The 26738-nt window shown below is 39.5% G+C and carries 26 protein-coding genes; 15 read left to right on the top strand and 11 right to left on the bottom strand.

The window, feature by feature from the left end; translation table 11 throughout:
- Nucleotides 1-78 precede the first annotated feature (78 nt).
- Nucleotides 79-1860 (top strand): radical SAM protein, encoded by a 1782-nt coding sequence (locus Sdiek1_RS13075; RefSeq protein ID WP_087439503.1) that lies wholly within the window; start codon nucleotides 79-81, stop codon nucleotides 1858-1860.
- A gap of 70 nt (nucleotides 1861-1930) precedes the next feature.
- Nucleotides 1931-2695, top strand: coding sequence for a class I SAM-dependent methyltransferase (locus Sdiek1_RS13080; RefSeq protein WP_161492048.1), 765 nt, complete (start codon nucleotides 1931-1933; stop codon nucleotides 2693-2695).
- Nucleotides 2696-2729: 34 nt separating this feature from the next.
- Here Sdiek1_RS13080 and Sdiek1_RS13085 read toward each other — a convergent pair whose 3' ends face one another.
- The 5 genes from Sdiek1_RS13085 to Sdiek1_RS13105 all read right to left on the bottom strand — a co-directional run bounded on the left by Sdiek1_RS13085 (nucleotide 2730) and on the right by Sdiek1_RS13105 (nucleotide 6808).
- Nucleotides 2730-2939, bottom strand: a complete 210-nt coding sequence (locus tag Sdiek1_RS13085; protein ID WP_087439505.1) for a TOBE domain-containing protein — start codon at nucleotides 2937-2939, stop codon at nucleotides 2730-2732.
- Between the two features lie 87 nt (nucleotides 2940-3026).
- A complete protein-coding gene (locus tag Sdiek1_RS13090) occupies nucleotides 3027-4106 on the bottom strand; it encodes a sulfate/molybdate ABC transporter ATP-binding protein (protein ID WP_087439506.1) in 1080 nt (359 codons plus the stop codon).
- 9 nt (nucleotides 4107-4115) lie between these two features.
- Nucleotides 4116-4952, bottom strand: coding sequence for a sulfate ABC transporter permease subunit CysW (cysW, locus tag Sdiek1_RS13095; RefSeq protein ID WP_087439507.1), 837 nt, complete (start codon nucleotides 4950-4952; stop codon nucleotides 4116-4118).
- 9 nt (nucleotides 4953-4961) lie between these two features.
- Entirely contained in the window at nucleotides 4962-5792 is an 831-nt protein-coding gene (gene cysT / locus Sdiek1_RS13100) for a sulfate ABC transporter permease subunit CysT (RefSeq protein WP_087439508.1), read from the bottom strand.
- On the bottom strand, nucleotides 5789-6808 hold the full coding sequence (locus tag Sdiek1_RS13105; protein WP_087439509.1) for a sulfate ABC transporter substrate-binding protein: 1020 nt from the start codon (nucleotides 6806-6808) through the stop codon (nucleotides 5789-5791). Before Sdiek1_RS13105 ends, cysT begins: the two co-directional genes overlap by 4 nt.
- 270 nt (nucleotides 6809-7078) lie before the next feature.
- On the opposite strand from Sdiek1_RS13105, the gene crcB reads away from it, so the two are divergent.
- The 8 genes from crcB (at nucleotide 7079) to Sdiek1_RS13140 (ending at nucleotide 12601) form a co-directional block, all read left to right on the top strand.
- Entirely contained in the window at nucleotides 7079-7468 is a 390-nt protein-coding gene (crcB, locus tag Sdiek1_RS13110) for a fluoride efflux transporter CrcB (RefSeq protein ID WP_087439510.1), read from the top strand.
- On the top strand, nucleotides 7465-7776 hold the full coding sequence (locus tag Sdiek1_RS13115; protein WP_087439511.1) for a DUF190 domain-containing protein: 312 nt from the start codon (nucleotides 7465-7467) through the stop codon (nucleotides 7774-7776). Before crcB ends, Sdiek1_RS13115 begins: the two co-directional genes overlap by 4 nt.
- A gap of 491 nt (nucleotides 7777-8267) precedes the next feature.
- Entirely contained in the window at nucleotides 8268-9080 is an 813-nt protein-coding gene (locus tag Sdiek1_RS13120; RefSeq protein WP_161492049.1) for a helix-turn-helix domain-containing protein, read from the top strand.
- A gap of 73 nt (nucleotides 9081-9153) precedes the next feature.
- Nucleotides 9154-10479: a hypothetical protein gene (locus Sdiek1_RS13125; RefSeq protein ID WP_087439513.1), complete on the top strand. Its 1326-nt coding sequence runs from the start codon at nucleotides 9154-9156 to the stop codon at nucleotides 10477-10479.
- A gap of 17 nt (nucleotides 10480-10496) precedes the next feature.
- On the top strand, nucleotides 10497-10979 hold the full coding sequence (locus Sdiek1_RS13130) for a YceI family protein (protein ID WP_087439514.1): 483 nt from the start codon (nucleotides 10497-10499) through the stop codon (nucleotides 10977-10979).
- A gap of 297 nt (nucleotides 10980-11276) precedes the next feature.
- Nucleotides 11277-11714 carry a DoxX family protein gene (locus Sdiek1_RS13135; RefSeq protein ID WP_087439515.1) on the top strand — a complete coding sequence of 146 codons (438 nt, stop codon included), beginning with the start codon at nucleotides 11277-11279 and terminating at the stop codon, nucleotides 11712-11714.
- Between the two features lie 45 nt (nucleotides 11715-11759).
- Nucleotides 11760-11936 carry a hypothetical protein gene (locus Sdiek1_RS14885; RefSeq protein WP_161492050.1) on the top strand — a complete coding sequence of 59 codons (177 nt, stop codon included), beginning with the start codon at nucleotides 11760-11762 and terminating at the stop codon, nucleotides 11934-11936.
- Nucleotides 11915-12601 (top strand): helix-turn-helix domain-containing protein, encoded by a 687-nt coding sequence (locus Sdiek1_RS13140; protein ID WP_238099320.1) that lies wholly within the window; start codon nucleotides 11915-11917, stop codon nucleotides 12599-12601. The genes Sdiek1_RS14885 and Sdiek1_RS13140 overlap by 22 nt, the downstream gene beginning before the upstream one ends.
- A 126-nt stretch (nucleotides 12602-12727) precedes the next feature.
- Here Sdiek1_RS13140 and Sdiek1_RS13145 read toward each other — a convergent pair whose 3' ends face one another.
- The 6 genes from Sdiek1_RS13145 to Sdiek1_RS13170 all read right to left on the bottom strand — a co-directional run bounded on the left by Sdiek1_RS13145 (nucleotide 12728) and on the right by Sdiek1_RS13170 (nucleotide 19893).
- Nucleotides 12728-13627 carry a formate dehydrogenase subunit gamma gene (locus Sdiek1_RS13145; protein ID WP_087439487.1) on the bottom strand — a complete coding sequence of 300 codons (900 nt, stop codon included), beginning with the start codon at nucleotides 13625-13627 and terminating at the stop codon, nucleotides 12728-12730.
- An 11-nt stretch (nucleotides 13628-13638) separates the two neighbouring features.
- Nucleotides 13639-14205: a formate dehydrogenase FDH3 subunit beta gene (gene fdh3B, locus Sdiek1_RS13150; RefSeq protein WP_087439911.1), complete on the bottom strand. Its 567-nt coding sequence runs from the start codon at nucleotides 14203-14205 to the stop codon at nucleotides 13639-13641.
- A 22-nt stretch (nucleotides 14206-14227) separates the two neighbouring features.
- Complete coding sequence (locus tag Sdiek1_RS13155) at nucleotides 14228-17053, bottom strand: formate dehydrogenase subunit alpha (protein ID WP_439951346.1); 2826 nt, start codon at nucleotides 17051-17053, stop codon at nucleotides 14228-14230.
- Nucleotides 17054-17074: 21 nt separating this feature from the next.
- The gene (locus tag Sdiek1_RS13160) at nucleotides 17075-17278 is read right to left on the bottom strand and encodes a twin-arginine translocation signal domain-containing protein (RefSeq protein WP_087439912.1); all 204 of its coding nucleotides are present in this window, start codon (nucleotides 17276-17278) and stop codon (nucleotides 17075-17077) included.
- A gap of 222 nt (nucleotides 17279-17500) precedes the next feature.
- Nucleotides 17501-18214, bottom strand: coding sequence for a TorD/DmsD family molecular chaperone (locus tag Sdiek1_RS13165; protein ID WP_087439518.1), 714 nt, complete (start codon nucleotides 18212-18214; stop codon nucleotides 17501-17503).
- Nucleotides 18211-19893, bottom strand: a complete 1683-nt coding sequence (locus Sdiek1_RS13170; RefSeq protein ID WP_087439519.1) for a 4Fe-4S dicluster domain-containing protein — start codon at nucleotides 19891-19893, stop codon at nucleotides 18211-18213. The genes Sdiek1_RS13165 and Sdiek1_RS13170 overlap by 4 nt, the downstream gene beginning before the upstream one ends.
- 312 nt (nucleotides 19894-20205) lie before the next feature.
- Here Sdiek1_RS13170 and Sdiek1_RS13175 point away from each other — a divergent pair, with 312 nt between their 5' ends.
- Genes Sdiek1_RS13175 through selB form a run of 5 tightly spaced genes read left to right on the top strand, consistent with a single transcriptional unit; the run spans nucleotide 20206 to nucleotide 26721 of the window.
- Nucleotides 20206-21261 carry an ABC transporter substrate-binding protein gene (locus Sdiek1_RS13175; protein ID WP_238099023.1) on the top strand — a complete coding sequence of 352 codons (1056 nt, stop codon included), beginning with the start codon at nucleotides 20206-20208 and terminating at the stop codon, nucleotides 21259-21261.
- Nucleotide 21262: 1 nt separating this feature from the next.
- Complete coding sequence (locus Sdiek1_RS13180; RefSeq protein ID WP_087439521.1) at nucleotides 21263-22894, top strand: sensor histidine kinase; 1632 nt, start codon at nucleotides 21263-21265, stop codon at nucleotides 22892-22894.
- A complete protein-coding gene (locus Sdiek1_RS13185) occupies nucleotides 22875-23549 on the top strand; it encodes a response regulator (RefSeq protein WP_087439522.1) in 675 nt (224 codons plus the stop codon). The genes Sdiek1_RS13180 and Sdiek1_RS13185 overlap by 20 nt, the downstream gene beginning before the upstream one ends.
- A complete protein-coding gene (selA, locus tag Sdiek1_RS13190; protein ID WP_087439523.1) occupies nucleotides 23546-24886 on the top strand; it encodes an L-seryl-tRNA(Sec) selenium transferase in 1341 nt (446 codons plus the stop codon). The genes Sdiek1_RS13185 and selA overlap by 4 nt, the downstream gene beginning before the upstream one ends.
- Nucleotides 24886-26721 carry a selenocysteine-specific translation elongation factor gene (selB, locus tag Sdiek1_RS13195; protein WP_087439524.1) on the top strand — a complete coding sequence of 612 codons (1836 nt, stop codon included), beginning with the start codon at nucleotides 24886-24888 and terminating at the stop codon, nucleotides 26719-26721. The genes selA and selB overlap by 1 nt, the downstream gene beginning before the upstream one ends.
- Nucleotides 26722-26738: the final 17 nt, after the last annotated feature.

A 26738-nucleotide genomic window follows, 5' to 3' on the forward strand; every position in this document is an offset into this window, starting at 1 on the left:
ATACTAAGACTCTCTCATCAACCTTTTAGAGAGTCTCTGGTTTGCAATGAAACCTACTTTTGATTAAAGGAATACCCTATGATCTGCCCAATTTGTGAACGAAGATGCCGTGTTGAAGAGAACAGTGTTGGTGCATGTGGACGTTATCAATGTCACAACAATACCATGCTCGAACGCTTCCCAAACTCGTATCTTGTGGTAGCTCCCATTTCGGCTGAGACGATGCCAGTGCTTCACTTTCATCCCCGTGCAAAGTTTTTGCAAATTAGTACCACTGGGTGTAATTTTGACTGTTTGGGGTGCATTTCAACAGTGGTGGCTAAAGAGATGGATGTGCAAAGTCCTGCACTTAAAAAACTCTCTCCCATACAAATTGTCAACAAAGCATTGGAGCAAGAGTGCGATGGTATCGCTTTTTTAATGAACGATCCCCTCGCCTCTTTTTATAGCTTTCTTGAAATCTGCACCTTAGCCAAAGAGTGTGGGCTGCTGACAGGCTGTTCCACCAATGGCTATTTCACACCCGAATCGCTTAATCTGCTCGCTCCGCATTTGGATTTTGTGAACATTGGGCTTAAAGGTTTGTGCAATGACATCTACAAAAGTTGTGGCGCAAACAGTTACAAACCTGTTTTACGTAACATTGAACTTTTTTACCGAAAAGGCGTTCATGTCGAAGTGGCGTGTATTCATAAAAAAGATAATGATGATGAAGTTCTTGCTATTGCAGATACTATAGCAAAGATTTCGAAAGAGATTCCGCTTCAGATCATGCGGTTTATTCCTATTGATGATGCCAATATTAACCTTGAGCCATCCATCTTAGCTTCGGAAATGCTTTACAAAAAACTCACATCACGCCTTGATTATGTCTACTTGTTTAACTCCCCAGGATCAGAGTGCCTGAACACCTACTGCCCAGAATGTGGTGCACTCATTTTTGAGCGAGATTTTTACGGCCCAATGGGTTCAAAATTAAGAACAATCAGCCACAACTATCAGAACAATACCTGTTCACACTGTCATCATAAACTTCCTATCGTAGGGAACCCTTGTCAAAAAGTCTTTGATGAAGATGGTTTTGAAGGCGGATACCCACTTACTAGAGCACTCGAAATTGTCGAAGGAACACTCGCAACACTTGGTGTGACAGATCAAAAAGAAGTTACGACATGTTGGGAAGAACTTTTACGTGGGGATGGACTAAAACGTTTACATGTAAACATTCAAAACTTTGAAGATTATGCCACTACCATTCATTATCTTGCCAAAATGACCCACACAGAGACTACCGCCAAAAAACTTCTAGCCTATATGCGAGACAAAATTGCCATTATTGCGCAAGAACTTCCAAAGGTAATAACAAAGCCCCGTGTTTATTACGTCATGGGTAAACCTTTATTTGCACTTGAAGAGGAGCGACTTGAAAATAAATTGGTCGAGATGGCCGGTGGCATTAGTGTCAATAAAACGCTGGGTTTAAAAGGAAGACCTGGGCGAAAAATATCGGTTGAAACACTCAATGCACTCAACCCAGACGTTATTTTTATCTCTTCTTTTTTGGATTGTCCGTTGGAAGAATTTTACACCTTCTGTGAAGAGCAAGGCATTGTTGTCAATGCGGTAAAGACTAAACGCATCTATACGCATCTTGCCCCTTGCTTTGATTTTGGAAGTCCAAGATGGATTTTGGGTTTGATGCACATTGCCAATATGCTACACCCCGAGCTCTATCATTTTGATGTCTTACACGAAGCAAAATTCTTCTATCAGGAATTTTACGACACGCCATTAAACATCACTTCGATTAATCGTTCTTTCGCAAAACCAAGTCAATATCATAAGATGCTTCATATTTAAGCAGTACCCTCTTGTACTTATGGTTAAATTTCGTTATAGTTCCAAGTATATAACGTATAAAGGATGTTTTATGGAACCAGCATTTAATTTTTGGGACAATATGGCAAAGCGTTACCCACGCTTTAACGATATAACAATGAGCAAAGACGTCAATCATATTTTAAATTGGTGCCAAAATAAAAATGTTTCATTTGAGGGTGCTTCTATTTTAGATATTGGAGCAGGAACCGGAACCATTGCCATTCCTTTAGCACAAAAAGGGGCACAGGTAACTGCTATGGATATTTCAGAAGGAATGTTGGCAGCACTCAATGAAGATGCAAAAGAACAAGGACTCAGCTCAAAAGTTTCTACGCACCAAAGCGATTGGGATTCATTTCCATTAAACCAAAAATATGACATAGTTATCGCTTCAATGACCCCTGCGATTAGTGACCTACAAAAAATTGAAAAAATGCTTGGAGCTACAAAAGGGATAGGCATCTATGTTGGTTGGGGGAAATACCGCATTAATAAATTGGTTGAAGCTCTAGTCAAAGCCCATACAAAAGAAGAAGAGGATTGTGCATCGGGTGGCTGTATCAAAGCCAATCAATTTATTGAAATTTTAAAAGAGAAAAACATTCCTTTTGAGAGCGATTTTTTTGCAACATCTTGGGTCGACATGTACACCTTTGATGAGGCAAAAGAGTATTCTTATGATCAGCTCAAACGTAAAGAGATAACCCCTGATGAAGAGATTGTAGAATCTATTTTAGTATCGTTTCTTAAGGACGATAAAGTCCATGTAAAAACGGAAGCAGAAAAAGGGATGGTTTTGTGGAACGTCGCTTAAGAAGATACCCTTAATCGGGCATCTTCTTTTTTGTTTATTCTTTAATCAGTAAAACACTGACGGCTTTAACAATGACTTTGACTTTATCACCCTCTTTCAGCCCCATCTCTTCGATGGATTCCATCGTCATAACCGAACTCATTTTATTGGCAATGATGTCGCCCACATCGACTTGACACATCACTTCACCTTTTTTGATCTTTTTAACCGTTGCAGTGATTTCATTTCGTGCGCCGTATTTCATCGTAGCTCCTTGTGGTAGATTGATAACAAAATGCTACTCCAAAGCCTTATAACCTGTCAATTCCGAACGCTTTACATGTAAAGATTTTTAGATGACATAATCGTTCCAAGAAGCCTCATTTGTATAAATGCGTGCATTGGAAAAATGAACAAATAAAGCGCCATTTTCATACGCTTTAATTGCTTGCCATTCCGTTTTTGAAATCTCCGCTTCAACCTTTTGGTGCTCATGCAGTGTTTCAAGCTCAACTCTTACGCGAGGACCTACCAATCTCCAACCAATCAGCTTCGCCTCGATGCCACCACCAAGGGCATTATCAATACTAATATGAATCTCATGCGGACGAACAAAAAGCGATGCCTCTTTAGAACTTCCAAGATCAGGCGTATTCAGTTCTGTATTTTCAAGATGCAGCGAGCCTTGTTCCACACGTGCATGAAAGAGATTGACATTGCCCAAAAAGCTATAGACAAACGGATTGGCAGGTCTGTCGTACACCTCTTCAGGAGTACCGATTTGCTCGATTTTTCCTTGATTCATCACAACGATTTTATCGGAAACTTCAAGCGCCTCTTCTTGGTCGTGGGTTACAAACACGCTGGTAATGTGAATCTCATCGTGCAAAGCTCTTAACCACTGGCGCAATTCTTGGCGTACTTTGGCATCAAGCGCACCAAAAGGCTCATCGAGTAACAAGACTTTTGGCTCAACTGCAAGCGCACGCGCTAAAGCAACACGTTGACGTTGACCACCTGAGAGTTGCGATGGATAGCGATTGGCGATCCAGTCGAGTTGAATGAGCTTAAGAAGCTTATGTACCCGCTCTTTGATCTCCTCTTCACTCGGGCGTGTTGCTTTAGGGCGCACTCTTAAACCAAAGGCGACGTTTTCAAACACGCTCATGTGACGAAAAAGCGCGTAGTGCTGAAAAACAAACCCCACGCCTCGGTCACGTACGTGCGTTGCGGTGGTATCTTCTCCGTTAAAATAGATCGTTCCGCTATCGGCCTCTTCCAGCCCTGCGATAATGCGAAGCAAGGTTGTTTTGCCTGAGCCTGAAGGTCCAAGAAGTGCTACGAGCTCGCCATCGGGAATGGTTAAGTTAATGTTATCTAATGCTACAAAATTATCAAAACGCTTGTTAATCTGTGAAATCTGAATACTCATGGTTTATCCTTAGTGGGCAAGTGAGCGTTTTTTACCGATGCGCCACTCAATGAAACTTTTTAACACCAATGTCACCAGTGCTAAAAGGGTTAAAAGTGAAGCAACCGCAAAAGCCGCGGTGAAAAGGTACTCGCCGTATAAAATCTCTACATGTAAAGGCATTGTTGTCGTTAAGCCTCTGATATGACCTGAAACAACCGCAACCGCTCCAAACTCGCCCATGGCTCTCGCGTTACTGAGAATAACACCATAAAGCAGACCCCATTTGATGTTGGGAAGCGTCACTTTCCAAAACGTTTGCCACCCTGAGGCGCCGAGTGTTAAGGCAGACTCTTCTTCATCTTTGCCTTGCTCTTGCATCAAAGGAATGATCTCACGTGCCACAAAGGGCGAGGTGATAAACAGCGTCGCAATTATAATGCCCGGAGTCGCAAAGACAATGCGAATATCATGCGAGCCTAACCACGCCCCAAACCAACCTTGACTTCCAAATAAAAGCACAAAAATAAGACCTGCAATGACTGGCGAAACCGCAAAAGGCAGATCAATCAGGGTAATTAAAAACCCTTTACCTCGAAATTCAAACTTGGCGATCAACCACGCCGTGGCAACACCAAAAACGGTATTGAGCGGAACCGTAATCAAGACCACTAAAAGGGTTAGTTTAATCGCTGCAATGGCATCTGGTTCACTGATGGATTCCCAGTAAACTTTCCACCCTTTGGCTAGAGCTTCACTAAAAACCACCGCCAAAGGAAGCACTAAAAAAATTCCTAAGAAAAGAAGCGTAATACCCAATAAAAGTGGTTTAAGCCATCTTGGCTCTAAACGATGTTCTATTTGCATTCTCTTTTCCTATAAACTTTTTTCGCGACTGTAAATCTGAATAGCATTAATCAAAAACAAAATGACAAACGTTGCAAGCAACATCACGGTTCCCACTGCCGTTGCACCCACATAATCAAACTGCGAAAGCTTGGTCACGATGATGAGTGGCACGATTTCGCTCACAAAAGGCATATTGCTTGAGATAAAAATGATGGAGCCATACTCACCCAACGCTCGTGCAAACGAGAGTGCAAAGCCTGTTAAAAGAGCTGGCATTAAAGAGGGTAAAATGACCCTGCTAAACGTCTGCCACCACGAAGCTCCAAGGCTTGTTGATGCCTCTTCAAACTCTTTTTCAAACTCCTCAATGACGGGCTGAACGGTACGCACCACAAAGGGAAGCCCGATGAAGACGAGTGCAACCACAACACCTGCTTTAGAATAGGCAATCTGAATCCCAAATGGATCTAAAAGTCTACCGATCCAACCACTTTGCGCAAAAATTGCCGCTAGGGCAATACCCGCAACGGCGGTTGGAAGTGCAAAAGGCAAATCAACCAGTGCATCGACAATTTTTTTACCAAAAAAGTTATAACGAGCCAGAGTCCACGCAACGATAAGTCCAAAAAAGAGATTGATAACCGCCGCAATAAGACTTGCGCCAAAACTCAGTTTAAACGAAGCCAGAACTCTAGGATCAAGGATGACCGCACCAAATTCGCTCCACGAAAGCTTGGTGGTATAAAGGAGTAATCCTCCTAGTGGAATGAGCACTAGGAGGATTACGTAGGTCAGGCTAAAGCCAAGCGTCAGACCAAAACCTGGCAAGACACTCGGTTTTCTAAAGCGCCATTTCATCGCTTGATTGAAGCGAAGATCTTGTCAAACTCGCCACCGTCAGCAAAGTGTTTTTTCTGAGCTTCACCCCACCCGTTAAAGACGGCGTCAATGGTAAAGAGTTTTAGCTTTGGAAAGTTTGCTTCGCTCTCTTTGATAATTTCAGGATCGGTTGGCCGGTAGTAATTTTTAGCCGCAATTCTCTGTCCCTCTTTAGAGTAGAGGTACTCTAAGTAAGCGGTTGCTACCTCTTTCGTTCCTTTTTTGTCCACATTTTTATCCACAATGCTGACACTTGGCTCTGCTAGGATACTGATGCTCGGAACGACAATATCAAACTTATCCGGTCCTAGTTCTTTAATCGACAAGATCGCTTCATTTTCCCAAGCAATTAAAATATCGCCCAAACCTCTTTGGACAAAAGTATTGGTCGCACCTCTTGCTCCCGAATCGAGCACAGGAACATTCGCATAGATTTTAGAGACAAACTCTCTGGCTTTCTCTTCACTACCGTATTTTTCAAGTCCATAACCCCATGCGGCCAAATGGTTCCATCTAGCACCTCCTGAAGTTTTAGGATTTGGAGTAATGACTTTAACATCTGGCTTGGCTAAATCATCCCAATCTTTAATCCCTTTAGGGTTGCCTTTACGTACCAAGAAGACAATGGTAGAGGTGTAGGGTGCGCTGTTATGGGCAAAGCGTTTTTGCCAATTTGGGTCAATCGCATGTGCTTTTTCAGCAATCGCATCGACATCATAAGCAAGGGCTAATGTGACGACATCGGCATCCAAACCGTCTATAACACTTCTAGCTTGTGCACCAGACCCTCCGTGTGATTGACGAATCGTGACATTATCACCTTTGAGCTCTTTCCAGTGTTTGGCAAAGGCTTGGTTATACTCTTTGTAAAACTCACGCGTTGGATCATACGAGACATTGAGCAAGGAGATATCTGCGGCGTGAACAAAAGGCGCTACAAGCGCCAAAACTACTATGGCTACCCCAAAGAGGTTGTTTGATTTGAAGAATTTCATGTTTTTTCCTTTTACTTTTGTGTGCTATTGATTTGATTTTTTTACATATAAGACGTTTTTTTTAGCAACACATCAGACAAAAAACATGAGCACTATTCCCATGAATAGGGGGAAAATTAGACTTCATGGTTACCTCCTTGTTTTAAATTGACGAAATAATAGCAGGTTTATTTTTAATTGTCAAGAATATCGAGCGATTTACTAATATATAAAATCTTTTTAGTCTCTTTTATGTTATAATCTTTTTAAATTTGTAAAAAGGTCTTTTTGATGTTTTACACCGTTTTGGCTATTTTTTCAGGTGCTGGTTTTGGCGCACTTTTACGCTGGTTTCTGGGAACAAAACTGAACAGTATCTATCCTTCACTTCCTCTAGGAACACTCAGTGCCAATCTTTTAGGTGGCTATCTTATCGGTTTGGCTATTGCTTTTTTTGCTTCCAATACAGCACTCACTCCAGAATGGCGACTTTTTATTATTACAGGTTTTTTAGGTGGGCTCACCACCTTTAGCACTTTTAGTGCCGAGATTGTTACGCTCATTCAAGAGGGGCGCTTGAGCCTGAGCATTATGGCAGCTCTTTTACATGTAATAGGTTCTATCACAATGACATTTTTAGGCATCGCCAGTTACACCCTACTTCAAAAAGGAAGCTTATGAAAGGTTTTCAACTCGTTTTTTCAACCCTACAAAGTCGTAAACACCCAAACGGTGAACATATCAGCCATTGGCTTGTTGAAGTAACCGAAAAAATTGGCATTAAAGGCGTCACAATTTTAAACGCTGCGCAGGGAATCGGTCGTGATGGGAAACTCCACTCATCAACCTTTTTTGAGCTTGCTGATGAACCACTCGAAATCATCATGAACGTAAGCGATACAGAATGTGAAAAACTATTTACTCTTTTAAATGAAGAAAAATTAGGACTTTTTTACACCAAAACGGCTATTGAGTATGGAACAGTTTAAGCATACCCTTATTATTTAGATAGACAACTCTCTTCTCAACATTTGTCATAGACTATAAATTTATATTATATTTACCCACTTATAGATAGACGAATTTTATATTTATCATTTTTCTATTAATTATTTTAAATGCAAATAACTAGCGTTATATACTTTTCATAATCTTATTAAGTATATTTTATTAAATATACCAATGGTACAAGAATACAAAAACACAATCATGTTGTAAAAGTACCATAAAAACGCTCTAAAATGTATATTTTAGACACTAAAATGACACTTTTAGTACAAAATGTGGGCTTAAAAGTACAATCATTTCTCTCTAAAATCCATTTCTATTGAACTACCCTATCTGATATACTTCACAAAAATATAGAAATATTGAGGTTTTAGTTATTCTTTTTTTGCATATTTGTGACGTAAAAAATATAACTATTTCAACGAATTAATACATTTTAATCCATCAAATTTTTCTAATGAAGGAGGGAATGATGACACTACCTATTTTTACGATTAAAGAAGAACATTTTAAAATAGATAAAATAGACTATCTTTCTCCTGTTCCTAGGCATAAACATGATTGTTATGAGCTTTTCTTTATTTTTAAGGGCGAAGGAACATTTTATGTTGATTGCCAAAGTTATGAAATTCATGAGAATTCATTTTTTTTAGTATCCCCCAATCAAATTCATGGATGGGAATATACGCAAAATCTTCATGGCTACCTTCTCAAGTTTGATATGTCTTTCTTTTCTGAAAGATCATTTATTGAATATCTGTCTATTTTTCACTTTGATACCGTCAATGTTAGTGAGTCTGAATTCTTATCCTTTGAAACTATTTTGAAAAGTTTACATGTAGAATATAGGATGACAAAATCATTTAAAGAGTGCACTATCACTAACCTCATTCAAATTTTACTCATTTATGTAAAACGCGCTTTGCCAGCGAAACCAGCATCCGTCATGACAAATACATTATTTACAAAACTCAATGATCTTATGCACGAGAACCACTACCAACTCACACCTGTAACCTATTATGCTAAAAAATTAAAAACCAGTATTAAATTACTCAATCAAGCAATTAAAGAGAGTACCGGGTTTAATTGCAGTGAGTTTATTCGTTCAAAAACGATACAAGAAGCCAAAAGGCTTCTCAAATATGACACGATGTCTTGCAATGAAATTGCCGATCATTTAGGTTTTATTGACCCCGCTTATTTCAGCCGTTTCTTCAAAAGAGAAGTTGGTACTTCTCCTAAAAGCTTTCGAAATGAATTGGACGGAAAGTACAATTTTTAATAATGAAAATCCATTTTAAAAATAAATATTACAAGTTATAATTTATCTGAAATTAAATTTTGGAGGAATTACAATGAAAAAATTCGCTGTTGTACTATTAAGTACCGTTGTTTGTGGCACTTTGGCGAGTGCTAAGATTGTTCAACAATTTGAACCAGAAAAAGACACTTCTGCTTTTAATGGTAAACCAGAAGTCAGTTTTGCAGTTGATTTATCATTTTATTATCAAGGAATAGATCAAGCTTGGAGTGCCTCTAAGTATGCACCTCATGTTGATGCTAATACATGGAATGTTCCAGGTAATACAGGTGCAGGAGTTGGTGATGCAGAGTCAGCTTTAAGCTTACCAAGTGCAAACTTTGATATCAATGCGAAAGTGATGAGTGGTTTTAACGTTAAACTACAAACTATGTTAGCATCACACCATCACAACGAGACTTATGTTAAAGGTGGTTATGCAACCATTGATAACCTTGATTTTATTGCTCCAGGGTTTTTATCTGGCTTTATGAAAGATGCAACCATTAAAATTGGTGTTAATGACATTAACTATGGTGATGATCAATATAGAAGAACCGATAATGCAAATGTTATGAGAAATCCATTTATTAATAATTTAGCTGTTGATGCCGAGGATCAAGGTACTCATATTGAATTACTTTATCGTATCCCTGCGATTAGTTCTTTTGTTATGGTGGGTATTACAAATGGTCAAGCTAATCCTCAAGATACAGCTGAGTCAGATACCTATGGTACAACAAGTAACACTTATGCCGTTTATGGAAAAATTGGCTTTGATCATGACTATACTGACAATTTAAGACTTAGAATTACAGAATCTGTTTATAATGTTTCTGATGTCAATAGACAAGATTTATATGAAGGTGATAAAGCGGGTAATGTTATTCGAAATGTTTATGGTACGGTTAATTCGGCTGTTTTATCTTCTGGTTGGGATCCTACAAGAAATTATGTTAATTACAAGGGTACCAAACAATTTTCCTCTGCTCCTGATGTCTTCGCTTCTAAAACCAATCTTTTTGTAAAATATTACGATACAGAACTTTATGGAATGTATGAAATCATAAATGCTGAAGACACTATGGGTAAATCTATTGACGTTGACCATTATGCCATTGATCTTGTACAACGTTTTTACAATGACAAATTCTGGGTAGCTGCTCGTTATGAAAATGCCGTTCAAAAATACAATGATAGCTATAACGACCTTGGTGATGCAGAGTTAACACAATACCAAGCAACACTTGGTTGGTTCCTCTCTAAAAATGCGGTTGCGAAACTTGAATACATCAAACAAGAGAGAGAGAAATTCTCAATCTATAATGGCGGTAAAGCAGACTTCAACGGCTTTATGGTCAATGCATCTCTTAGCTTCTAATTTTATAAGGATTTAATGTGAAAAAATTGATTTGTAGCCTTTTGCTTTTATCTGGCTTAGTTTATGCGGAAAATATTGAGATTCATGGAACATCTACATTGCATGATTGGAAAATGGTCTCTAACAAAACCGATGTTGCTTTTGAAAATGATGGTTCTAAAATCACAAAATTGAACGTTTCTGTTCAAATTAAGACGCTAAAAAGCGGTGACGAGGGACTGGATGAAAAAGCCTATGATACCCTTAAAATTGACCGTAATAATGTCATCACCTTCAAAATGGTTGATGCAGATCTTGCAGCTGGTACGATCAAGGGTGTGTTCAAAGTATTGGATAAAGAGCGAACTGAAACATTAAAACCTGAGGTTTTAACACTTGATCATGTTTCTGGTAGCTTTAAAGTAAAAATGACTGAATTTGGTCTTGAGATTCCTTCAGTCATGTTCGGTGCCATTAAATCAGGTGATGAAGTAACCGTTAAATACGACATCAAAAAATAACATTTTTTTAGCCCATTTTTATCTAAGAAGAGAGGTTTGTACCGCCAAGCGACCTCTCTTCTCTCTCCTTGAAAACGACTTATACAATGGCTAAAAGCTTTATTTTTATTTAAAGTTTGTAGCCATTGTATAAGCCATCATATCGTTGTTAATAATTTATGCTAGAGTTTAACCGTTTTTATTGTACTTTAAAACAGTTTTTTTACTTGAAAATACAATAATTTGCTGTGAAAGTCTATTTTAACGTCGGAATAAAGTTGTTATACTCCTGAGTATCAAATTGCTTAGGAGTTTATTATGATTATTTTAGAAAAAAAATTAATATGTTTTGTCAATGAAGATAGTGGAAAATTACTGTTACGTCTCAGCATCGCTATATTAATGCTTTTTCATGGATTTAAAAAGTTTCATTCTGGCATTGGTGGCATTAAAGCATTAGTTTTCAACGCTGGATTACCAGACTTTTTTGCCTATGGAGTTTATTTTGGAGAGATTATTATTCCAATTTTATTAATAATTGGGTTATACACACGTATCAGTGCCTTCATATTTAGCATCAACATGTGTGGAGCAATTTTTTTAGCATTAAGCGATAAAATTTTTATGCTTGATCCTAAAACGGGAGGTTTAATGATTGAACTTCCTTTATTGTATCTCTTAAGTTCATTTGTTATTGTTTTTTTAGGTGCTGGAAAGTACAGTATAGATAGTAAATTGCAACATTACCAGAAGTAAATCACAACTGGCAATATTTTATTGGGATGTGAAAAGGAAATATACATGACGACCGAAATTAAACTTTTTTATGATATCGATCCCAATAGCCCTAATGAAGATAAAAATTTTTTCATTGGAGAGATCCAACATTCTCCTCTACCCGTTGGAACACCTCCACCCCTTCCCATAGACATCCTTTTTACGAAATCATCTTTGTTATCAATGCAAATGGTGTCATGAAAATTGATTTTATTGATCGACCTATGCAAAAAGGTTCATTGTATTTGATGTTACCTTCTCAAATCCACTTACCTATTTATACAGGAGAATTTCACGGTATTTTACTTCGTTTTGATCTCTCTATTTTTGAAGAAAAAACTTTTTTAGAAAATCTCTCTATTTTTAATTTTGATTATTTATTAGTAGAAGAACCTGCCTATAGTTCATTAGTGGAATTATTACTCAGCTTACATGAAGAATTTCAAAGCGACAAAACGCTTAAACAATGTACGATTAATAACTTACTCAAACTCTTTCTCATTCAAGTTCAAAGACTTCTTCCCAATGTTGTCAATGAACATACCCATACAACCATTTTTGGTTCACTCAATACTCTTTTAGAGACCAATAATTACAAAATTCAAACACCTGCCTTTTATGCAAAAAAACTCAAAATTTCGCTCAAAGTGCTTAATCAGGCAGTTAAAGAGTATACAGGAATTCCTTGTGGCGAGTATATTCGCTCCAAAACAATTATTGAAGCGAAAAGACTTCTTTCTTATACAGGAATGAACTCAAACGAAATTGCAACTAATTTAGGCTTTGAAGATGCAGCGTATTTTAGTCGCTTTTTTAAAAGAGAAACGGGATTTACGCCTATCGTATTTCGTAAAAAAGCACTCTAGTAAAAGCCCCATTTCTGGGGCTTCACTCTTTACATGTAAAGCACTTACTCTGCCTCGCAAGAGGCAAGCTTCAGTGACCTAGTATTTAACGTAGCTTTTCAAGCTTAGCTTGTAAAGCGTGTCAAATTAAAACTTACCCTGATCTCTCAGTTTCTTATACCATGTACTATGAAGAATCTTGACTTCTTCTTCTTCAACATACCCAGTAATAATACTATGCACTGCTCCTTTAATAGCAAACATGGACATATACACATGGGTGATAAACATTGCAACGATTGCAAAGCCCATCACATTATGGATAATCGCTGCTGCTCTTAACATATCTATTTGAGATAGACCTGTGAGATCATGCAACATTTGCATTTTAAAGTCTAGGAAGAACATGAATGCACCACTTAAGATCATGGTAATACCACCAAGTATTGCTACCCAGTACCACATCTTTTGACCAGCATTAAACTTCCCTGCTAGGATGGGTTTTTTCTCTTTAGAGAGGTAACCTCCTAGGATCATAAACCATTTGACATCATCCATGTTAAAGAGTGCTTCTTTAAGCCACATCAGAGCCATAGGAATGACGACAATAGTGAAAGGTATGGTAAAGATACCATGGAGGTTCTTTGCCATTCTTACAAAGGTTCCACCACCAAAGAAGTCACCGAAAACGATAATGAATCCTGTGGGTATAATCACCAAAAAGCTTATTGCGGCTACTTGGTGGATTATTCGATTATAGAGATTAAAGGCATAGTATTTCTTTGCACTGTGTGGAAACACTTTGGGGCCTATAATCAGGTAATGGATATAGAAGGCTAAAGGAACTCCGATTAAGACTCCTAGGAATATCCATGCAAAGTATTTATTTTGCAACAGGGTAAACAAAGGTCCTAAGTGGGTACTGCCCTCTTTGCCGTATTCTAAAATATTTTGTATGCGCATCTCACCCCAGATTTGGCTCTCAGTGGCAAATGCCACTGTTGCCAAACTCAGAGCTGCAATGATCATCAGTAGATTCTTTCTCATTGCTGCTCCTTTCATTGCACCTTTAATGCACCTTTACCTCGACCTACAACACGTTTACGATATATGGCAGAGACACTCTCTGCATCTCCGACCAAAAGGGCATTGGTGGAGCAGACGGCCGCACACATAGGAACTTTGCCCTCAGCGATACGGTTTTGACCGTAAAGTTCACGCTCATGAACGGAGTTTGTCTCTAATGGACCGCCAGCACACATCGTACATTTATCCATAGCTCCCTTGTGCCCAAAGGCACCATCTCTTGGAAATTGTGGTGCACCAAACGGACATGCGTACAAGCAGTAACCACAACCGATACATTTGCTTTTATCATGAAGGACGATACCATCCTCTCTGATATAGAAACAATCCACTGGGCACACTTGCTCGCATGGAGCATCCGTACAATGCATGCAGGCAATGGAAGTGCTGATCTCTTTACCGATCACACCCTCATTGAGGGTGATGACTTTACGGCGATTAATCCCTGTTGGAAGTTCATGGGCTTCGCCGCATGCAACCATACATGCAAAACATTCGATACAACGATCATTATCACAAAAGAATTTCATTCGTGCCATATCATTACTCATCATCCACCCCCTATGCTTTCTCGACGCGGCATAGACCAGCGTTGAACTCTGAAATTTGCGTAATCACATCAAAACCGTAATTGGTAATCGTATTGGAACTCTCACCAATCGCATACGGTTTCGTACCTTCTGGATAATTGGCACTCAGATCCGTTCCTTGGAACACCCCTGAAAAGTTGTATGGCATGCAGATACGATCTGGCGTTACGCTTTGATTGTGATACGCTTTGACCTTGATTTTTGTGCCTTGCGGTGCATGAATCCACATCATATCACGATCTTTAATACCATGACTGAGTGCTAAGTCTGGGTGAATATTGGCATACATCTCTGGCGTAAGTGCGGAGAGGTATTTACTCGTTCGCTCAAGCATACCAGCTCCTGAGAGGTTAACCACCCTCATGCTCACCAACATCGTTGGAAACTCTTTAGACCAATCTTGTTTTTGTTGCTCAGACTTATATTTTGTCTCAACACGGAAGTTTTTAGCCTGATCTTCATACGTTGGGTATTTTTGAACCAAATCCCATCTTGGTGAGTGGATCGGCTCTCTGTGCATTGGCACAGGATCTGGGAATTCCCACACAATCGTACGAGCACGTGCATTTCCATACACACAAACCCCAGCTTCACGCGCTTTTTGCTGAATGATGCCGCTAAAGTCCATCGCCCAGCTTCCACCCATTTGTGCTTTTTCTTCTTCGGTAAGGGTAATACCAAGCACTTTTTCAATGTTCTCTTTAGTGAGTTGTGGGTAACCACCCTCAATTTTTGAGCCCGCAACGGTCACGCTTTTATCGGCCAATTGACTGACACCATTGTGTTCTAAGCCAAAGCGATTTCTAAAGCCCATACCACCTTCATTGACGGGAACATCTCGATTGTAAAGTATAGGTGAGCCTGGGTGTTTTTCATCCCAACATGGCCATGGAAGTCCATAATACTGACCTTTCATAGGTCCTTTACCTTCGAGTGTTACAGGATCAAACATATGCCAGTTTTCTTGATGCGCGCGTAAACGTTCCGCCGTCCAACCACTCAGACCAATGGATTTAATGGTACGCGCGATTTCGTTAGTTGCATCATCTGGCCATTTAAAGTCCTCTTTAACTTGAACGACTTTACCCTCTTTGACACCCATCTTCATACCACGAACAAACTCATCATAGAAACCAAATTTTTTCGCAAAAAGGAACATAACCTCTTCGTCTGGTTTACTCTCATAAAGCGGCTCAACCACTTTGGTTCGCCATTGAGAAGAGCGGTTCGTTGCGGTAACGGTTCCTTCGCTCTCAAATTGAGTTGCAACCGGTAAGATGTAGATATTGTCTTTTCGGCTTGTAAGAACGGCTGCTTCATTGACAAATGGCTCTGCAATCACCACTAAATCAACTTTATCCAGCGCCTCTTTTATTTTGGCTTGTTGAGACATAGAGGTAATGCCCGTCCCTTGAATCCAAACAGCACGAATAGGACTTGAAGAGTAGGTTTTTTCCTCTTGAAGAACACCTTGATACCATTTAGCCAAAGAGAAGCCTTTTTCGTTCATCCATTTTTTCTCAAAGAAACGACCTTTGAGCCATTCGTAATCCACGCCCCAAGATGTCGCAAAGTATTTCCATGCTGGATCTTCAAGGCCATAATAACCAGGAAGCGTATCAGCAAGGTTTGCCATATCCGTTGCACCTTGAACATTGTCGTGTCCACGAATAATGTAAAGCCCACCACCTTTTCGACCCATGTTGCCCAGAGCAATTTGAAGGATTGGAAGGATTCTGGTGTTAGAAGAACCAATACTGTGTTGTGTAATACCCAATGACCATGCAATAGCGCTTGGGCTATTTTTTGCAAACAGTGTGGTTGCTTGAATAATTTGATCGACCGGAATGCCTGTAACATCCGAAGTAACTTCCGGTGTCCATTTGGCAGCTTCTGCACGGATTTGATCCATTGCATAAGAGCGCGTATCGATAAATTCTTTATCTTCCCAACCATTTTTGAAGATAAGATGGAGCATGCCGTACACAAATGCAATGTCTGTACCTGAACGAATACGTAGGTAGAGATCTGCTTTTGCAGCACTACGAGTGTAAATTGGATCAACAACGATCAATTTTGTCCCCGCTCTGTCTTTTGCTTGTAAGAAGTGTTTAAAACCAATTGGGTTTGCAACCGCTGAGTTACAACCGATCATCATAATGACCTTAGCGTTTACAGCATCACCAAATTGTTGTGTCATAGCACCGTATCCAAATGTATTCGCAGCACCTGCGACGGAAGCACTATGTCAGATTCTAGCTACGTGGTCAATATTGTTTGTTCCCCACATTGCAGCAAACTTTCTAAAATAGTAAGATTGTTGCAAGCTGAATTTCGCTGAACCTAAAAACTCTACGATGTCTGGGCCATTTTCGGCGCGCATTTTAAGCATTTTTTCTGAAATCTCATTAACGGCTTGATCCCAACTGATACGTTGCCATTTTCCATCGACTTTTTTGAGAGGATACTTAATACGTTGTTTGCTTTTCACCAAATCAATCTGGTCAATGCCTTTACAACAGTGGCTACCTTGGCTAATCGGGTGATCTTGTGCCACATCTTGGCGAACCCACACACCGTTTTGTACTTCAGCGATAATACCGCAACCTGCCGAGCAGATACTACAAATCGTTTTGACTTTCTTTGAACCTGGGAAAGGATTTTTCACTTCTTCTTCAGTAGCTGGTCTGATTGAGTCACTGGAGGCAAACGCTGTTGTTGCTCCAAAACTCGCTCCGATCGCTGCCATTTTAAGAAATGATCGTCGTCCCATATGCAAAGAGGCGTCTTTTAACATCTCTTTACTCATCTAATCTCCTTAGACTGCCGCGTGATAATACGCGTCCCAATTGGCTGTTTTTTTGTAGAGAATCTCTTTTTTCTTAGAGTGTCCCTTAACAACACCATTACTTCCTGCTATTTTTGCACCGTTTTCATTAGCAATTGCGCTAACGCCAACAGCGGCAACAACAGCACTTGCGCCGAGAGTTTTTTTAAGAAAACTCCTTCTTTGATCTTGCATGGTCATTTTCTCCTTGCAGAATTTCTCTTTGAGTACCAAAGAGAGCGCTAAAGAAACCGTGATTTCCTTAGCGCTCTCCCTTTACATGTAAAGATAAATACTATGCAAAATTAGCATATTTATAGAACATAAAGCACCAATGGGAAGTGGGCTTTCTGTCTTTGAAAACCCAGTGTTAACGTAGTCTTTAAAGCTTTGCTTTAAAGGCGTATTAAGAGTTTTTTAGAGAACAAACTCTTCCATATTCTTCTTCGGTCTTGGGGTAAGTTGTTTATGGGGTTTCTTAAACTCTTTGGTAAATACTCTTGGTGTTTCACTCTCTCGTATAGGTTTTTTCACATCCAGATAAAGTCTCTCAAGTGCCATAAATGATTGCATGATAACTGCGAAATCTTCGTAAAAATGACTCTCTTCATGAACATGAAGAGCTGCGATAAACTCATCAATAAAAGGATTTAAAATCTTCTCAAAAACTTCACGAGCTAGTTGTGCACTCTTCTCATTGCCACTGAGCTCTTCTTCGATCATTTTTTGCATAAACAGAACAATAAAACCGATGTGATCTTCCAACTCTTTAAATTTCTCGTTATCCCGTCTGTAGTTGGAACTTAAAACGTATTTCACCATCTCTTGACGCATTTTGCCATCGTCTCTGTTCTCTACAAAAAATGAAGCGGTGACAGGAATATACGCTGAGTAAGGACTAAAAAAGACTTTATCGCTCTCCTCTTTTAAAAGCGTATAGCCTCCAGTAATAAGCAAATTTTGCATATTACTAAACGCGACTTTACTTTCTTCATCAAGTGGATTCTGAGCCAGTGCATCCATTGTTTTTTGAATGATTCCAAGATCATTTGGATTGTCAAAAAACGTCAAAAGGGAGGCAAAGAGCCCATAATAAACGGCTCTTGCCTTATTGATCGCCTCTTTGTTCATACATTCATTCCTTTAGTTTCATTTTCCATGTGCGCTTTAAACATCACTTTGGGTTTGCATGCTGCACAGCAGTAGAGCGTTCGAAGTTTCACTTCATCATTACCAAAAAGCGGCGTCATGACTGCTGCAATTTTTTCAACCGCTTTAACCGTCGCAAACGGTGTCCCACACTCAATACAGGTAAAGAGTTCGTCTTTTGCCATAATACGTTGCGAAAACCAACTCGGTTTTAAGCTGATCTCATCGCGTATGACCGTTAAACAACCTTGTTCAGGACAGGTCACTTCACAATAGGTACAATTCGTACAAATGGACGCATTAAAACGAAGTGAATTGTCTTCAGGGTGCGCTGTGAGTGCGCGAACATTACACGCTCCCACACAGCTAAGACACAATGTACACTTACTCTCATCGATTTTGATGTCGCCATAATGAACATGTTCACCCGTCTTCACCACACCTAAATCTTCATCACCCACCAAATGCGCAAGGCGTGCTGAGAAGATCTCTCGTTTGCGAAGACCCTCTTCATTGATGCCGTACATACACTCAGGAATACTCTCAATCGTTTCAAAAATACGTGCTAAATCAGCACTGTCTTCACAGACATAAATGGCTTTTTTATGGTACTTTCTCTCAAAAATTTCGTTAAGAATGCGAATGACGTCACCCGTACCTTTAGAGATAAAATCGGTGTAGAAAATAATCGGATTGCCGCTGGTTTGAAGCAAATTCATCAAATGGGCTTCATGCAAATACTTCTCACCCTCAATCATAAGTGGCAAAACGCCCTCTTTCAAAGGAATGTCAATCAAACCTAAATCCATTTTATGCGGAATAATCAGTGCTGTTGAGCCTTTAAAATACTCACTCAAATGCGAAAAAGCAATGCGTGGCATCTGCGTATAATCAAGTGCTCCACTGGGGCACACACTGATACAACCACCACAGCCATGACAGTCTATATGTGAAAATGCCAAGTGCTTCTCTTCATCCTCTTTTAAAATGGCAACCGTTGGACAGACCTCAGCACATTTACCGCAAATCTCTTCGCGTCTTTCATGGTACTGGCAGATGGAAGGGTCGTAGCTAATATAGTTTTTATAGTGGTACTCGCCTTTGTTGTCACGAAGCTTTTTAAGCGCACCTTCCAAACTAAGAAGTGCGGGGTCATACACACCGCTTTGTTTCATCGCAAACACGGGCGCATTCCACCAAATGATTTGATCGCACTCTAATTCAAGGAGTTCGCCCTCTTTTTTAAGCGTTACATGTAAATTTCCAATGTGCCCATTCACATCTAAAATCATCGATGGGGAAAGAAGCATGACCGTAAAGTCATCCTCTCTTAACTCTTCTTTCAATGCTTCATGACTAACCTCTTCAGTGACGATTAAAACCTTATCGCCAACTTCTTGTGAATAGTCCATATCTTGTGCAAAATCAAATCCAAGAGCACGCATTGCGTAAAGTTTTGTAACATTATTTATTTTTTGTGCAATGCTATCGTTGGATTGTTTGAGGTAGAAATTGATCTCTGGTGCGTAAATAATCGCTTCTGCCTCAGGGTGATTGGAGACGAGATACTCGCCTTTAGAAGCCGTTTTGACAAGCTCTATCTCTTCACTCAGTGGAAAATCTAAGCCGATGTTATCGTAAAAAATATACTCTTTTTGCATTTTGTTTCCCATATTGGTAAATCATTGTTTACCTAATTGTAAAATGAATTGGTTTAAACGGCTCTTAACAAGAGAAAGTTTATCGTCTTGCATATCGTTATATATATTTATATACAACTAATTATAGGGGCTTTTTTCACTATAGGTTGCGTTAATATTCTTCCGCTATAATAGTTATCATCAAACAATGAAGGTGACTTTATTTTGGTAAACAAAAACTTTCTGGTATTGAGCTTTTTTGCTCTCTTTCTTATCTTATTTTATTTTATGGTTGCTCCACAATATAAGAACTATGAAAAAAATACGATTCTATTGGGCGCCTCGCTTCCCCTAAGTGGTATCAATAGCCACTTGGGCAGAGATATCGTTGTGGGTGCAAATACCTATTTTAGTCATACCAATGCCAGAGGTGGAATTCAAGGTAAAAAGATCGAATTTATCCAATATGACGATAAATATGAGCCAGAAAACACGTTTAGCAACACCATTAAACTCATTACCAAGGACGAGGTTTTTGCTCTTTTTGGCTTCGTAGGAACACCAACGGTTAAGCGAGTCCTTCCCATCATTGTGGAAAGCAACATTCCTTTCATTGCTCCTTATACCGGTGCGCTATTTCTACGCACCAAAGATACCGACAACATTGTCAACTTCAGAAGCTCTTATACCGATGAGCTTGATGCCTTGGTGGAGTACCTCACCAGACAAAAAAATATCACCCGCTTTGCGATCTTCTATCAAAATGATGATTATGGTGAAGAGGGGTACATCGCACTCACAAATGCCCTCTCTAAACGTAACTTATCACTTATTGCTGAAGGCACGTATAAACGCAATACACTCTCCATTCGTCATGCTATCCATGAAATTGAAGCGGCAAAACCTGAGGCTATCATCTTAGTAGGTGCCTATAAACCAACGGCACGTTTTATTGAGAAAGTCAAAGAATATGGTTCTTCAAAAATTATTTTTTGTCCCATTTCCTTTGTCAATGCAGATGCTTTAATGGGAGAGTTACAAGGAAAAGGCGACAATATTCTCTTTTCGCAAACTGTTCCCTCTTACGATGATTTCTACTCTAAAGAAGCCGTAGAGTATTTGAAAAACCTCGCATTTTACTATCCTGATGAGAAACCTTCTTTGGTCTCATACGAAGCGTACCTTGCAGCAAAAACAACAGTCGCTGCACTCAATTCTATTAATGGAACCATTACCCGTAGCAAATTTTTAGATAAACTCAAACATGTTTCACCTCGCACACTGGATAACATTCCTCTTTTTTACCACAATGCGCAACTTTTAAACCAAGTGTATCTCTCAAACTACGTCAATGGCAAGTTTGAGATTATTCAAAAGTATGAGTATTAAGATGACATTTTTTCAATTTATTAACCAAAAATTAGAAACGATCAAGTTTTCCAATAAAACGAAAATTCTCATCTTTATCATCTTAAGTGGCACGATGACGATTGGTTTTTTGATGTTCGTCTCTATTTTTGCACTCAAATACGACTATGAAACGCTGTTTCAAAAACACACCCAACCTCAATTTGATTTGGAAGAGATTAAAGATAATTACAGAGTCAATATCGCTGAAACACTCCATGACATACGTGAAAAGCAGATTAGCAATGATGATGCTATTGAAGTCATTTACCTGAGTCAACAGATCATCCACAAACAATGGAATAGCTACCAATTCGCTACCAATCGCCATATTGGTGGACTTCCTTATTATGCGAGTAAATGGCTCAGCCTCTTTTTAGTCACGCCAGACATTCCAGAAAAAACGATTTTCCAGCAAGGTATTGTGGAAAAGGTGAGTGTCAAAATGCAAAATATCGATAGTAAAATCAATATTGTGCTTGAACTGTTAAAATACTCTAAAAATGAGCAAGTTGGCTTTTTGATCGACGATATTCTTTTAGAGACCAACTCTTTGAATATCTATCTCTCCAGCCTGATTACTACCCATCTAAAACAGTCCATCACCGAAAAACAGGTCAATGACAGCCTCTTTCAAACCAGCACAGTGATGCTGATTCTTCTCATCGGTATGATCTTCTTTTTTATCACCATGGTACTTCTCATCATCATCAACCATTTTAAAAACCTACACAACTACCTTGAAGAGAACGTCTTGATTAAAACCAAAGAGCTCCGTGATCTCAACGATTCGCTCGAACTTCGCATCAGACGTGAAGTCGAAAATAGCCGTAAAAAAGACAACATTATGTTCCAACAGGCCAGACTGGCAAGTCTGGGGGAGATGCTGCAAAACATTGCCCATCAATGGAGACAACCGCTGGGTTCTTTGATGATGATTATCCAAAGTTTTGAAAGCAAATTTTTTGCCAAAAAACTCGATGAAACCTTCATCGCTTCACGCGTTAAAGACGCTCAACTGCTCTCTTCTACGATGTCAGATACCCTAGAAGATTTTCGCACTTTCTTTAACCCAAACAAAAGTAAAAAAGAGTTTAGTATCAATGCTGTCATTCAAAAAGCGATTGACCTCTCCAAATATCAACTGGAGCGTGAGGAGATTACCCTTGAATTGTTCATCAAAGATGATTTAGAAGTCTTTGGTTTTAAAAATGAACTGATTCATGTTTTGCTCAACCTTATTGGCAATTCTAAAGATATTTTAGCAACCAAAACAGACCAATCTGCCAAGATCATACATATCATTGCCAAGCAAAATTCTGAGCGTATTTATATCAATGTTATTGATAATGGTGGTGGAATAAAAAGTGATATAATACCCAAAGTTTTTGACCCCTATTTTACGACTAAACACAAGAGTGTAGGCACTGGCATTGGGCTTTATATGTCCAAACAGATGGTCGAAAAACATATGCATGGTAAAATAACCTGTAAAAATATTCGCCATAAATTAGGAACAAAACTTTTTTGGGCGTGTACGATGTTTACGATAGAAATACCAAAAAATTACATCAATACAAATGAGGGTGATGACGATGAACAAGCGCAATTTTGAATTACTTGGTAGCTTCACGATTCTTTACATTGAAGACGAGGCTGATCTTCTCAAACACACAACAGCCGTTCTTGAAGATTTTGTGAAAAAAATATACCCTGTTCAAACCATTGACGAAGCTTTAAAAATTATACAAAGTGAAAAAATAGATGTCATCGTCGCCGACATTCACCTCAAATACAGCAATGGTCTTGATTTTTTGCGCACACTCAAATATGACCTTGAAATTGAACTTCCCTGCATTGTAACAACCGCATTCACCGACACAGAATATCTGCTTGATGCGATTAAACTCCATGTCGATAATTACATCATCAAACCCGTCAATATCAAAGAACTTTTAAATTCCTTGCACGATGTACTTTTACCCAAAATTCAAGCCAAAGAGATTGAGCGTTCTTACAATATCATTAAAACCATCTCTGCTGTCACCGATAGCAAGCAAGTGGAAATCATTCGATTTATCATTAAAAACTTGGACTATGAGAACATTCTTAACTACTCCTATAGCGAGATCATGGAGCAAGTTGATGTGAGTAAACCTACGGTTATTAAACTCTTTAAACAACTGAGTGACCAAGGGATTCTAACGAAGATTCAAAACAAAAAATATCTTTTTGATGAAACTAAATTACCGCTTCCGGAGAACGCATGAATGCTTTAAGAACCCTTCCTAAGGTTGACAAGTGCCTTACACACTCCTTATTTGAAGGCTGTAATGCAACCTTGATGATGAAAATTGCACGAACAAAAATCGAAGAAATACGTCAACAACTGATTCACAAAGAGATCGAAAGTTTTAATGAAGAAGCCTTAATGCAGGAGATCAAGAAAGCGTACGATGCCCTTTTTGAGCCTTCACTCAAACCTCTCATCAATGCCACGGGTGTCATTTTACACACCAACATGGGCAGAAGCCTCATCTCTAAAACCTTGCTGGATCGTGCAAGCGACGTTATTTGCAACTACTCCAATTTAGAATATAACGTGGAATTGGGAAGTCGCGGAGAGCGTTATGAACATGTGAGCCGTCATCTGAAAGAGCTTTTAAATGTTGAAGATGTACTGGTTGTCAATAACAACGCTTCCGCCGTCTTTCTCATCTTAAATACCTTTGCTAAAAATAGAGAAGTGGTCGTCTCTCGGGGCGAATTGGTCGAAATCGGTGGCAGTTTTCGCATTCCTGAAGTCATGAAACAAAGTGGCGCCATTTTAAATGAAGTGGGTGCCACCAATAAAACCAAAGTCACTGACTACGCCAACGCCATTAACGAAAATACAGCCATGCTGATGAAAGTGCATCAATCCAACTTTTCTATCGAAGGCTTTAGTGAAGCGGTGGAGTACGAATCACTCAAACAACTGGCATCCAATCATAACCTTTTGGACTATTATGACCTTGGAAGTGGCTATGTTCCCAAATTACCGTATAACTTGGGTCACCGCGAGCATTCCCTTAGCGAAATTCTTACATGTAATCCTTCACTGATTAGCTTTAGCGGTGACAAGCTTTTTGGAAGTGTTCAAGCGGGCATTATTGCTGGGCGCGCTGATTTGATCGCAAAATTAAAAAAGAACCAACTGCTGCGTATGCTTCGCGTCGATAAAATCACGCTGAGCTTGCTCGAAGAGAGTATTAAAGCTTATTTGAGAGAAGAGTACGAGCAGATTCCGACGCTTTGGTTACTCTTTCGAACGACTGAAGATTTGGAGCAGCGAGCTTTACATGTAAAAGAGATTATCGGTGAAAATGCGTGCGAAGTTGTAGATAGTGAAACCTATATGGGCGGAGGTACACTGCCTAACCGACGCTTCCCCACAATCGCTTTACATGTAAAAGGCAAAGCGACTGCTTTGGAGAGACAATTTCGTGAGAAGCATGTCATTGGGCGTATTGAAAATGATCAATTTTTGCTCGACTTTCGCACCATTCTTCCAAGCATTGAAGAAAAACTCATTGAAATCATCAAAAGTATTGTAGGCAAGCAGTAATGGAATATAGCATCATTGGAACCGCAGGACACGTCGATCATGGTAAAACAGCCCTTATTACAGCACTTACAGGCTTTGAGGGTGACAGTTTAGAAGAGGAGAAACGTCGAGGCATCACCATCAACCTTAGTTTTTCCAGTATGCAAAATGAGACCAAAAACGTTGCGTTTATCGACGTTCCAGGGCATGAAAAGCTTTTAAAAAACATGATCGCGGGAGCATTTGGATTTGACGCAAGCTTGGTGGTGCTTGATGCCAATGAAGGCATTATGCCCCAAACCAGAGAGCATTTAGAGATTTTAAACCTTTTACATGTAAAAAATATTATCATTGCGCTCACTAAGAAAGATCTTGCCACTTCTGAGGTTCTCGAACAACGAAAATACGAAATTACTGAGCATCTGAAATCCCTCAAAAACCTTCATTTGGTAGAAATTATCCCTGTGAGTATTTATGAGCCCTCCTCTATTCAAAAGCTCAAAGACGCACTTTTCGCACTGCCCGTAACGCCTAAAAAAAGTAATGGACTCTTTCGTTACTACGTCGATCGCTCTTTCTCCATTGCGGGGGCTGGAACGGTTGTGACAGGAACGGTACTTGATGGAACCATTAAAGTTGGTGAAAAGCTCTTCGCACCCGAACTAGAGAAAGAGTTTGTCATCCGTAACCTTCAAGTCCATGACCACGATGTTGAGAGTGCTTACTCTTCTCAAAGAACCGCGATCAACCTTCAAAACGCCCAAAAAACCTCTTTTGAAAAAGGAGCACTGCTCTGCAAAAAAGGATTTATTCGGGGATTAGACTGTGCTGATGTCTGGGTTGAGAGTATCGGTGGACATACGCTAAAACACAATGCCAAAGTCATTTTGTACGTGGGTACGAAACAAGTGGAAGCGCGTATTTTGTTTTACGAACATGACGATAAAGCGGACAAAGGTTATGCTAAACTGCAATTTAACCATAAACTCTTTTTAGTCCATGATGAGCCGTTTATCATCTGTTCCAGTGGACGTACCATTGGTGGTGGGCGTGTGCTCAATCCCATCAATGACCCTATGAAAAAAAAGGTCAAACTAGAGCTTCTTAAAGCACTCGATACCAAAGATTTTAAAACGACATTTACCATTTTAGTCGAAATGCACAAGCACGGTTTTGGACTCATCTCCTCTAACCAACGCTTTGGGCTAAACCATGAAGAAGCCAAAGGGATCGCCAATGAGATGAGTGATGTTTTTGTCGATGAAAAGGGCTTAGTGCTCTACCCTATAACGATGCAAGAAGAGTTGGGACGCATCGTTCAAGCCATTTACGCTAAAAATGCGTATGCCCTCCTCTCCGCAAACTCGCTCTCTTTGAAACTTAAATGGGCGAGTGTCGCTTTGGTGGAAAGTGTTTTGCAAAATCTTTGCGATGAAGGGTTGCTTGATTTTGTGGGTGGCATCTACAAAAATGCACAAATTGATATTGCCAATATCGAAACACTCATTGAAGATAAACTCTATAACACCTTGCTCACAGCCGAATTTACACCCGATGCTCCCTACAACATCTACGATAAGCTCGATCTTGACCGCAAGATGGGCGATGACGCACTCAAAAGCCTCACACGTGCTAAAAAGGTCGTACGCTTAGAGCATAACCTCTTTGTCACCACCATCGCATTAAGTGCCATGATGGCGCATCTAAGAGACATTATGCGCAAGGAAAACGGTGTCGATATCAAAGCCTTTAAAGAGCACTTCGATATCAGCCGTAAATACCTAGTCGCTTATCTTGACTACCTCGATAATTTTGATGATGTAAAAAAAGAGGGAAACAGAAGAGTGTTGGGGTAAAATTAAGAGATTTTTAC

Origin of the sequence: Sulfurospirillum diekertiae, assembly GCF_002162315.1 — a bacterium.
Classification (GTDB): Bacteria; Campylobacterota; Campylobacteria; order Campylobacterales; family Sulfurospirillaceae; genus Sulfurospirillum.

Coding starts and splice junctions, on each gene's coding strand:
- Sdiek1_RS13085 (WP_087439505.1), bottom strand. CDS start 2,939: ATGAAATACGGCGCACGAAATGAAATCACTGCAACGGTTAAAAAGATC.
- Sdiek1_RS13170 (WP_087439519.1), bottom strand. CDS start 19,893: ATGCAAAAAGAGTATATTTTTTACGATAACATCGGCTTAGATTTTCCA.
- Sdiek1_RS13185 (WP_087439522.1), top strand. CDS start 22,875: ATGAACAAGCGCAATTTTGAATTACTTGGTAGCTTCACGATTCTTTAC.
- Sdiek1_RS13105 (WP_087439509.1), bottom strand. CDS start 6,808: ATGAAATTCTTCAAATCAAACAACCTCTTTGGGGTAGCCATAGTAGTT.
- Sdiek1_RS13125 (WP_087439513.1), top strand. CDS start 9,154: ATGAAAAAATTCGCTGTTGTACTATTAAGTACCGTTGTTTGTGGCACT.
- Sdiek1_RS13180 (WP_087439521.1), top strand. CDS start 21,263: ATGACATTTTTTCAATTTATTAACCAAAAATTAGAAACGATCAAGTTT.
- Sdiek1_RS13135 (WP_087439515.1), top strand. CDS start 11,277: ATGATTATTTTAGAAAAAAAATTAATATGTTTTGTCAATGAAGATAGT.
- Sdiek1_RS13165 (WP_087439518.1), bottom strand. CDS start 18,214: ATGAACAAAGAGGCGATCAATAAGGCAAGAGCCGTTTATTATGGGCTC.
- cysW (WP_087439507.1), bottom strand. CDS start 4,952: ATGCAAATAGAACATCGTTTAGAGCCAAGATGGCTTAAACCACTTTTA.
- Sdiek1_RS13145 (WP_087439487.1), bottom strand. CDS start 13,627: ATGAGAAAGAATCTACTGATGATCATTGCAGCTCTGAGTTTGGCAACA.
- crcB (WP_087439510.1), top strand. CDS start 7,079: ATGTTTTACACCGTTTTGGCTATTTTTTCAGGTGCTGGTTTTGGCGCA.
- selB (WP_087439524.1), top strand. CDS start 24,886: ATGGAATATAGCATCATTGGAACCGCAGGACACGTCGATCATGGTAAA.
- Sdiek1_RS13115 (WP_087439511.1), top strand. CDS start 7,465: ATGAAAGGTTTTCAACTCGTTTTTTCAACCCTACAAAGTCGTAAACAC.
- Sdiek1_RS13090 (WP_087439506.1), bottom strand. CDS start 4,106: ATGAGTATTCAGATTTCACAGATTAACAAGCGTTTTGATAATTTTGTA.
- Sdiek1_RS13080 (WP_161492048.1), top strand. CDS start 1,931: ATGGAACCAGCATTTAATTTTTGGGACAATATGGCAAAGCGTTACCCA.
- Sdiek1_RS13120 (WP_161492049.1), top strand. CDS start 8,268: ATGACACTACCTATTTTTACGATTAAAGAAGAACATTTTAAAATAGAT.
- fdh3B (WP_087439911.1), bottom strand. CDS start 14,205: ATGGCACGAATGAAATTCTTTTGTGATAATGATCGTTGTATCGAATGT.
- Sdiek1_RS13160 (WP_087439912.1), bottom strand. CDS start 17,278: ATGCAAGATCAAAGAAGGAGTTTTCTTAAAAAAACTCTCGGCGCAAGT.
- cysT (WP_087439508.1), bottom strand. CDS start 5,792: ATGAAATGGCGCTTTAGAAAACCGAGTGTCTTGCCAGGTTTTGGTCTG.
- selA (WP_087439523.1), top strand. CDS start 23,546: ATGAATGCTTTAAGAACCCTTCCTAAGGTTGACAAGTGCCTTACACAC.
- Sdiek1_RS14885 (WP_161492050.1), top strand. CDS start 11,760: ATGACGACCGAAATTAAACTTTTTTATGATATCGATCCCAATAGCCCT.
- Sdiek1_RS13075 (WP_087439503.1), top strand. CDS start 79: ATGATCTGCCCAATTTGTGAACGAAGATGCCGTGTTGAAGAGAACAGT.